General features: G+C 70.2%; 7 protein-coding genes and 1 pseudogene. All 8 read left to right on the forward strand.

The features are described 5' to 3' along the window. A pseudogene (locus AC2CHG_RS28430) lies at positions 1–276 on the forward strand (DNA polymerase III subunit gamma and tau); the annotation flags it as partial. A gap of 108 nt (positions 277–384) precedes the next feature. Beyond that, the gene (locus AC2CHG_RS28435) at positions 385–693 is read left to right on the forward strand and encodes a YbaB/EbfC family nucleoid-associated protein (RefSeq protein WP_228533033.1); all 309 of its coding nucleotides are present in this window, start codon (positions 385–387) and stop codon (positions 691–693) included. Between the two features lie 8 nt (positions 694–701). Beyond that, positions 702–1,295 carry a recombination mediator RecR gene (gene recR / locus AC2CHG_RS28440; protein ID WP_013289050.1) on the forward strand — a complete coding sequence of 198 codons (594 nt, stop codon included), beginning with the start codon at positions 702–704 and terminating at the stop codon, positions 1,293–1,295. Positions 1,296–1,617: 322 nt separating this feature from the next. Next, positions 1,618–3,279, forward strand: a complete 1,662-nt coding sequence (locus AC2CHG_RS28445) for an ABC transporter substrate-binding protein (protein WP_262013454.1) — start codon at positions 1,618–1,620, stop codon at positions 3,277–3,279. Between the two features lie 78 nt (positions 3,280–3,357). Next, positions 3,358–4,362, forward strand: coding sequence for an ABC transporter permease (locus tag AC2CHG_RS28450; protein WP_194803309.1), 1,005 nt, complete (start codon positions 3,358–3,360; stop codon positions 4,360–4,362). Then, entirely contained in the window at positions 4,359–5,327 is a 969-nt protein-coding gene (locus AC2CHG_RS28455; RefSeq protein WP_252448187.1) for an ABC transporter permease, read from the forward strand. The genes AC2CHG_RS28450 and AC2CHG_RS28455 overlap by 4 nt, the downstream gene beginning before the upstream one ends. 11 nt (positions 5,328–5,338) lie before the next feature. Continuing rightward, positions 5,339–6,454, forward strand: coding sequence for an ABC transporter ATP-binding protein (locus tag AC2CHG_RS28460; protein WP_262013453.1), 1,116 nt, complete (start codon positions 5,339–5,341; stop codon positions 6,452–6,454). Further along, positions 6,451–7,554 (forward strand): ABC transporter ATP-binding protein, encoded by a 1,104-nt coding sequence (locus AC2CHG_RS28465; RefSeq protein WP_030273815.1) that lies wholly within the window; start codon positions 6,451–6,453, stop codon positions 7,552–7,554. Before AC2CHG_RS28460 ends, AC2CHG_RS28465 begins: the two co-directional genes overlap by 4 nt. The last annotated feature ends 84 nt before the right edge of the window (positions 7,555–7,638 follow it).

Consider the following 7,638-nt stretch of genomic DNA (forward strand, 5'->3'; position numbering starts at 1 on the left):
GCCGGCAAGGGGCCGCGCGCGGCGCAGCCGGCGCGGAAGACGGCCGATGCCGAGTGGGCGGGCGAGCCGCCCTACGACCCGGACTTCGACGGCCCGGTGCGGGGCGGGGGCGCGCCCGCGGCGGCGCCCGCCTACGAGGGGTTCGATCCGGGCGACGAGCCGCTCGACGAAGTGATCGACGAGCGGACCGCCCGGCAGTCGAGTGAGGAGCAGGCGGTGCAGCTGCTGCGCGAGACGTTCGGGGCGGAGAAGATCGACGAGGTGGACGCGCGCTGAGCGTGCGCCGACCGCGATTCAGCGGTGCCGTGGCCCGACTAGGCTGGGCGCGGCCGAGCAGACGAGTGGAAGAAGGAGCGGTCCGTGCGCCCAGGTGGACAGCCGAACATGCAGCAGATGCTGAAGCAGGCGCAGAAGATGCAGCAGCAGATCGCCAAGGCCCAGGCCGAGCTGGCCGAGGCGGAGCTGACCGGCACCGCCGGCGGGGGCCTGGTCACCGCTACGGTCGCCGGTACCGGTGAGCTGAAGGCGATCAAGATCGACCCGAAGGCGGTCGACCCGGAGGACGTCGAGACGCTCGAGGACCTGGTGGTCGCCGCAGTGCACAACGCCGCCGAGGCGGCCCGCGAGCTGACCGAGAAGAAGATGGGCCCGGTCGCGGGCGGCATGGGCGGCCTCAGCCTGCCCGGGTTCTGAGCCGGCAGATGTACGAGGGTGCCATCCAGGATCTGATCGACGAGCTGGGCCGGCTGCCGGGCGTGGGCCCGAAGAGCGCCCAGCGGATCGCGTTCCACGTGCTGTCGGCGGATCCGGCCGACGTGAACCGGCTGGCCGGCGCGCTGCGCAAGGTCAAGGACCTGGTCCGGTTCTGCACGACCTGCTACAACGTGGCCGAGTCGGAGCAGTGCCGGATCTGCCGCGACCCACGGCGCACCGACGAGGTGCTCTGTGTGGTCGAGGAGCCGAAGGACGTGGTGGCGATCGAGCGGACCGGCGAGTTCCGCGGGCGCTACCACGTGCTCGGCGGCGCGATCAATCCGCTGGAGGGCATCGGCCCGGACAACCTTCGGATCCGTGAGCTGATGACCCGCCTCGGCGGCGGCGAGGTCCGCGAGCTGATCCTCGCCACCGACCCGAACACCGAGGGCGAGGCGACAGCCACCTACCTGGCGCTGATGGTCAAGCCGATGGGGATCGCGGTGACCCGGCTCGCGAGTGGACTGCCGGTCGGCGGCGACCTGGAGTACGCCGACGAGATCACGCTGGGCCGGGCCTTCGAGGGCCGACGGGCCGTCTGAATCAAGTCGTGCCGCCTCCGGCGGGTGCCCTGCGGGGTGCCCGCCGGACGTGTCTCCGGGCCGGACGGGCATGTCCGTCGATCTGACAGGAACGTGCGTCCGGGACCGGATCGACGTAATAAATTCGGCCTTCTGGCCGACGAAACATCGGCAGCGTAAGTGATTATCCTTCGATTCGTATGCCTCGTTGCGGAACAGACACGATTCGATACCAACCCGCCCCCCGCCGGTTTCCGCGCCGTCCACCCGAGGGCTAAGGTCTGCGCACATCGGTGACCCTGTCACCACGTTGTCCGTACCCCCAAGGACGAGGTGAAGCACCATGCGTGCATCCAGGCCGAAGGTCGCAATCGCGGCCGTCGCGGTCGCGGCCCTCGCGGTTGCAGGCTGCGCCGAGAGCGACCGTGAGAGTGGCTCCGGAGATAGCAAGAAGGACACCCTCGTCTTCGGCGTCGCCGGAGACCCGAAGGTGCTCGACCCCAGCTTCGCCAGCGACGGTGAGTCGCTGCGCGTGGCGCGCCAGGTCTTCGAGACCCTGGTCCGTCCGGAGGAGGGCGGCACCAAGGTGACGCCGGGCCTCGCCGAGTCCTGGACGCCGGATGCGGCGGGCACGACCTGGACCTTCAAGCTCCGCTCGGGTGTCAAGTTCCACGACGGCACCGACTTCAACGCCGAGGCCGTCTGCGTCAACTTCAACCGCTGGTACAACGCCAAGGGCCTCATGCAGAGCCCGGACGTGACCGCGTACTGGCAGGACGTCATGGGCGGGTTCGCCAAGAACGAGAACCCGGACCTGCCGCCGAGCCTCTTCAAGTCCTGCACCGCCAAGGACGCCACCACTGTGGACCTGGCGTTCACCCGGGTCTCCAGCAAGATCCCGGCCGCGCTCATGCTGCCGTCGTTCTCGATCCAGAGCCCGAAGGCGATGGAGCAGTACGACGCCAGCAACGTGACCGGCACCGCCGAGGACATCAAGTACCCGGCGTACGCGATGGAGCACCCGACCGGCACCGGCCCGTTCAAGTTCAAGGCGTGGGACATCGCGAACAAGTCGCTCACCATCGAGCGCAACGACGACTACTACGGCGACAAGGCCAAGCTGAAGACCATCATCTTCAAGACGATCTCGGACGAGAACGCCCGCAAGCAGGCGCTCCGCTCGGGTGACATCCAGGGCTACGACCTGGTCGGCCCGGCCGACGTCGAGCCGCTGAAGAAGGAGGGCTTCAACGTCCTCACCCGGCCCGCCTTCAACATCCTCTACCTGGCGATCAACCAGAAGGGGAACCCGAAGCTGGCCGACCTGAAGGTCCGGCAGGCCATCGCGCACGCGCTGAACCGGCAGGCCCTGGTCGACTCGAAGCTGCCCCCGGGCGCCAAGGTCGCGATGAACTTCTTCCCGGACACCGTCGAGGGCTGGAACGGCGACGTCACCAAGTACGACTACGACCCCGCCAAGGCGAAGGCCCTGCTGGCCGAGGCCGGCGCGTCGAACCTGACGCTGAAGTTCCACTACCCGACCGAGGTCACCCGGCCGTACATGCCGAACCCGAAGGACATCTTCGAGCTGCTCTCGGCGGACCTCAAGGCGGTCGGCATCAACGTCCAGGCCATCCCGCTGAAGTGGAGCCCGGACTACCTCAACGCCACCACCTCCGGCAACAAGCACGACCTGCACTTCCTCGGCTGGACCGGTGACTACGGCGACGCGTACAACTTCATCGGCACCTTCTTCGACCGCCCGAAGGACGAGTGGGGCTTCAACAACCCCCAGCTCTTCGCGCAGTTCAAGGACGCCGACACCACCGCCGACGCGGCGGCCCGTACGGAGAAGTACAAGGCACTGAACAAGTCGATCATGGACTTCCTGCCGGGTGTGCCGATCTCGCACTCCCCGCCGGCGATCGTGTTCGGCAAGGACGTGACCGGGATCAAGGCGAGCCCGCTCACCGACGAGCGGTACGCGACCGCAGAGTTCAAGTGATCTGAAGGCACCGTACGCGGGCGGGCGCTGTGACCACAGCGCCCGCCCGCACCCCTCCGCACACCCTCCGAGGCGCCCGTGTTCCGGTTCATCATCAGACGCCTGCTACAGCTGATACCCACGCTGTTCGGGCTCTCCGTCCTGCTGTTCATCTGGCTCCACCGACTTCCCGGCGGGCCCGAGACCGCGATCCTCGGTGAACGGGGCACGCCCGAGACGCGCGCCGCCATCCGGCGCAACCTCGGCCTCGACGAGCCGATCCTGGTCCAGTACGCCCGCTTCCTGCGGCGGATGATCCGGCTCGACCTGGGCACCTCGACCGGTACGAAGCGGGCCGTCACCACGGAGTTCGTGGAACGGTTCCCTGGCACCGTCGAGCTGACGATCATGGCGATGATCCTCGCGGTCGGCATCGGCATCCCGCTCGGCTACCTGGCCGCCCGCCGCCGGGGCCGGTTCCTCGACCACGCCTCGGTCGGCGGATCGCTCATCGGCATCTGCATCCCGGTCTTCTTCCTGGCGTACGTGCTCAAGGCGATCTTCGCGGAGAACCTGGGCTGGTTCCCCTCCAGCGGCCGGCAGGACCCGACCATCGGGGCGACCCGGGTCACCAACTTCTTCGTCCTCGACGGGCTCATGACCCGCGAGTGGGACGCCGCCGCCGACGCGCTCTGGCACCTCGTGCTGCCTGGTATCGCGCTCGCCAGCATCCCGCTCGCGATCATCGTCCGGATCACCCGGGCCAGCGTGCTGGAGGTGCTCAACGAGGACTTCGTCCGCACCGCCGAGGCCAAGGGCCTGACCGAGCGGACCGTCCGCCGCCGGCACGTGCTGCGCAACGCCATGCTGCCGGTGGCCACCTCGATCGGTCTCCAGACCGGTCTCCTGCTCTCCGGCGCGGTGCTCACCGAGACCGTGTTCGCGTTCAGCGGCATCGGCGCGTTCGTCGCCGAGTCGATCAGTCAGCGCGACTACCCGGTGCTGATGGGCTTCATCATGATCATTGCGGTGGTGTACGTGCTGGTGAATCTCCTGGTCGACCTCTCCTACAGCGTGATCGACCCGAGGGTGAGGGTGCGATGACCATCACCACTGGCAAGAAGCGCGAGAAGATCGACCGGCTCGCCGAACTGGCCGCCCGCGACGACGAGCAGGGGGTGAGCCTCTGGAAGGAGGCGTTCCGCCGGCTGCGCCGCAACCCGGCCGCCGTCATCGGCGTGGTCATCCTGGCGGTCTTCGTCCTGGTCGCGGTCATCGGGCCGTTCCTCGTCCCGTACAGCCCGACGGACTCCATCGGCATCCGCGAAGGACTGGTCAAGTCCGGCCAGGGCATCATCCCGGGCGTCTCCGCCGACCACTGGCTCGGCTTCGACCACCAGGGCCGGGACGAGTTCAGCCGGCTCATCGTCGGGGCCCGGCAGACGCTGCTCGTCGGCGTCGTCTCCACCCTGATCGGCCTCGCGGTCGGCGCGCTGATCGGCGGCGTCGCCGGTGCCGCGGCCGGTCTCGGCGGGCGCTGGGGCCGCTGGATCGACACCACCCTGATGCGCTTCATCGACATGCTGCTGGCCATGCCGAGCCTGCTGCTCGCGGTGAGCATCGCGGCACTGCTCGGCGCCAGCCTCACCACCGTGATGATCGCCGTCGGTGTGGTGTCCGTGCCGATCTTCGCCCGGCTGCTGCGCGGCTCGATGATCGCGCAGGCAAACAGCGACTACGTGCTGGCCGCGACGTCGCTCGGCGTGAAGCGCTCCAAGATCGCCCTTACCCACGTGGTGCCGAACTCGATCGCCCCGGTCATCGTGCAGGCCACGCTGACGCTGGCGACCGCGATCATCGAGGCGGCCGCGCTGTCCTTCCTCGGTCTCGGCAACCCCGACTCGGCCATCCCGGAGTGGGGCGTCATGCTCGCCGACGCGCAGCCGTACCTGGGCATCCGGCCGGGCCTGGCGATCTATCCGGCGCTCGGCATCATCATCACCGCGCTCGGGTTCACCCTGCTCGGTGAGGCGATGCGCGAGGCTCTCGATCCGAAGCTGCGGAAGTAGGTCAGTCAGCCATGGCACTGCTCGAAGTGGACGACCTCTCCGTCACGTTCGCCCGTCGTGGGCAGCGCACCGTGCACGCGGTGGACGGGGTGTCCTTCTCGGTCGACGCCGGCGAGGTGGTCGGCCTGGTCGGCGAGTCCGGCTGCGGCAAGAGCGTCACGTCGCTGGCCATCATGGGCCTGCTGCCCAAGCAGCCGGGCCTGCGCGTGGGCGGCAAGGCGGTCTTCGACGGCACCGACCTGCTCCAGCTCGACGACCGGTCGCGCCGCGACATCCGCGGGCGGGACGTCGCGATGATCTTCCAGGACCCGCTCTCCTCGCTGAACCCGGTCATCCCGATCGGGCTCCAGGTGACCGAGGTGCTCGCCCGGCACCGGGGCATGAAGGGCGAGGCGGCCACCAGGGAGGCGGCCGACCTGCTCGACCGGGTGGGCATCCCGGACCCGCGGCGGCGCCTCAAGGAGTACCCGCACCAGCTCTCCGGCGGCATGCGGCAGCGGGCGCTGATCGCCATGGCGGTCGCCTGCCAGCCCCGGCTGCTGATCGCCGACGAGCCGACCACCGCGCTCGACGTCACCATCCAGGCGCAGATCCTGGAACTTCTCAAGGGCCTGGTCCGGGACTCCGGCACCGCCCTGGTCATGATCACGCACGACCTCGGTGTGGTGGCCGGCATGTGCGACACCATCAACGTGCTCTACGCCGGCCGGGTGGTGGAGACGGCCACCCGCCGTCCGCTGTTCCGCCAGCCCCGGCACCCGTACACCGAGGGGTTGCTCGCCTCGGTGCCGCGCCTGGACGCCGGCCGTGGCGAACGGCTGAACCCCATCCCCGGCTCGGTGCGCGACGTCCTGCCCTGGCCGGACGGCTGCGCGTTCGCCCCGCGCTGTGCGCGCCGCGTCGACGAGTGCGTGGGCGAACCGCCGGAGCTGGTGCTCACCCACGACGCGCGCAGCTACCGCTGCGTCAACCCGGTGCCGATCCCCGGCCTGACCCCGGAGGCGGACGCCCGCGCGACCGCGCCGACGACCACCGAACCGGGTGCGGTGCCGGCCCAGGCCGAGCCGGCCGACCCGCCCGCCGTGCCCGGCTTCGGACCGGCTCCGCGCGAGGAGGAGACCCCATGAGCGACAACGACATCCTCGTCGAGGTCCGCGACCTGAAGGTGCACTTCCCGATCCGCCGGGGCGTGATCTTCGACCGGACCGTCGGGCACGTCAAGGCGGTCGACGGGGTCGACCTGAGCATTCCGCGCGGCAAGACGTACGGGCTGGTGGGCGAGTCGGGCTGCGGCAAGTCCACGCTGGGCCGGGCGCTGCTCCAGCTCAACCCGCCGACCAGCGGCGAGGTGAAGTTCGACGGCGTCGAGCTGACCACGCTGCCGGCCGGCAAGCTGCGCGCGATGCGCCGCCGGATGCAGATGATCTTCCAGGACCCGATGTCCAGCCTGGACCCCCGGCAGAACGTCGAGTCGATCCTGACCGAGGGCCTCCAAACCCACGGCATCGGCGCCAACCGGGACGACCGGCGGCGGATCATCGGCGAGACGCTCGACGCGGTCGGCCTGCCCAAGTGGGCGCTGTCCCGCTACCCGCACGAGTTCTCCGGCGGCCAGCGCCAGCGCATCGGTATCGCGCGCGCCCTGGTGCTCGGCCCGGAGCTGATCGTCGCCGACGAGCCGGTCTCCGCGCTGGACGTGTCGATCCAGGCGCAGGTGGTGAACCTGCTCGACGAACTCCAGGACAGCCTCGGCCTGACCTACCTGGTCATCGCGCACGACCTGGCCGTGGTGCGGCACATCTCCGACATCGTCGGCGTGATGTACCTGGGCGCGCTGGTGGAAGAGGCGCCGAGCGACCGGCTCTACACCGAGCCGCTGCACCCGTACACCCGGGCGCTGATGTCGGCGGTGCCGGTGCCGGACCCGGACGTGGAGGACCGCCGCGAGCGCATCCTGCTCGCCGGTGACCTGCCGTCGCCGGCCAACCCGCCGTCGGGCTGCCGGTTCCACACCCGCTGCCCGTGGGCGCAGCCGACCCGCTGCGCCGACGAGCGGCCGGAACTGCGCCAGATCGGTGCCAGCCGGGTGGCCTGCCACTGGGCCGAGCAGATCGCCGCCGGCGAGCTGCGCCCGCACGAGGTGACCGCGAAGATCACCCGCCCGGAGGGCGAGGGCGAGGAGCCGGGCGTGGTCTCCGCGCCCAGCGAGCCCGGCTCGTACGTCTGACATGACGAAGCGCGTCCCCACCCCGCCCCGGGGGGGGCGCGGCTCGGCGGGGGGGTGCCCGCGGGCGCGGTGTGGCCGGCCCCC

This window comes from Micromonospora sp. ATLC20, from assembly GCF_057196585.1.

What these genes read in the sequence shown, in the direction of transcription:
- recR (WP_013289050.1), top strand. Translation starts at nt 702, where the DNA reads ATGTACGAGGGTGCCATCCAGGATCTGATCGACGAGCTGGGCCGGCTG.
- AC2CHG_RS28455 (WP_252448187.1), top strand. Translation starts at nt 4,359, where the DNA reads ATGACCATCACCACTGGCAAGAAGCGCGAGAAGATCGACCGGCTCGCC.
- AC2CHG_RS28465 (WP_030273815.1), top strand. Translation starts at nt 6,451, where the DNA reads ATGAGCGACAACGACATCCTCGTCGAGGTCCGCGACCTGAAGGTGCAC.
- AC2CHG_RS28445 (WP_262013454.1), top strand. Translation starts at nt 1,618, where the DNA reads ATGCGTGCATCCAGGCCGAAGGTCGCAATCGCGGCCGTCGCGGTCGCG.
- AC2CHG_RS28460 (WP_262013453.1), top strand. Translation starts at nt 5,339, where the DNA reads ATGGCACTGCTCGAAGTGGACGACCTCTCCGTCACGTTCGCCCGTCGT.
- AC2CHG_RS28435 (WP_228533033.1), top strand. Translation starts at nt 385, where the DNA reads ATGCAGCAGATGCTGAAGCAGGCGCAGAAGATGCAGCAGCAGATCGCC.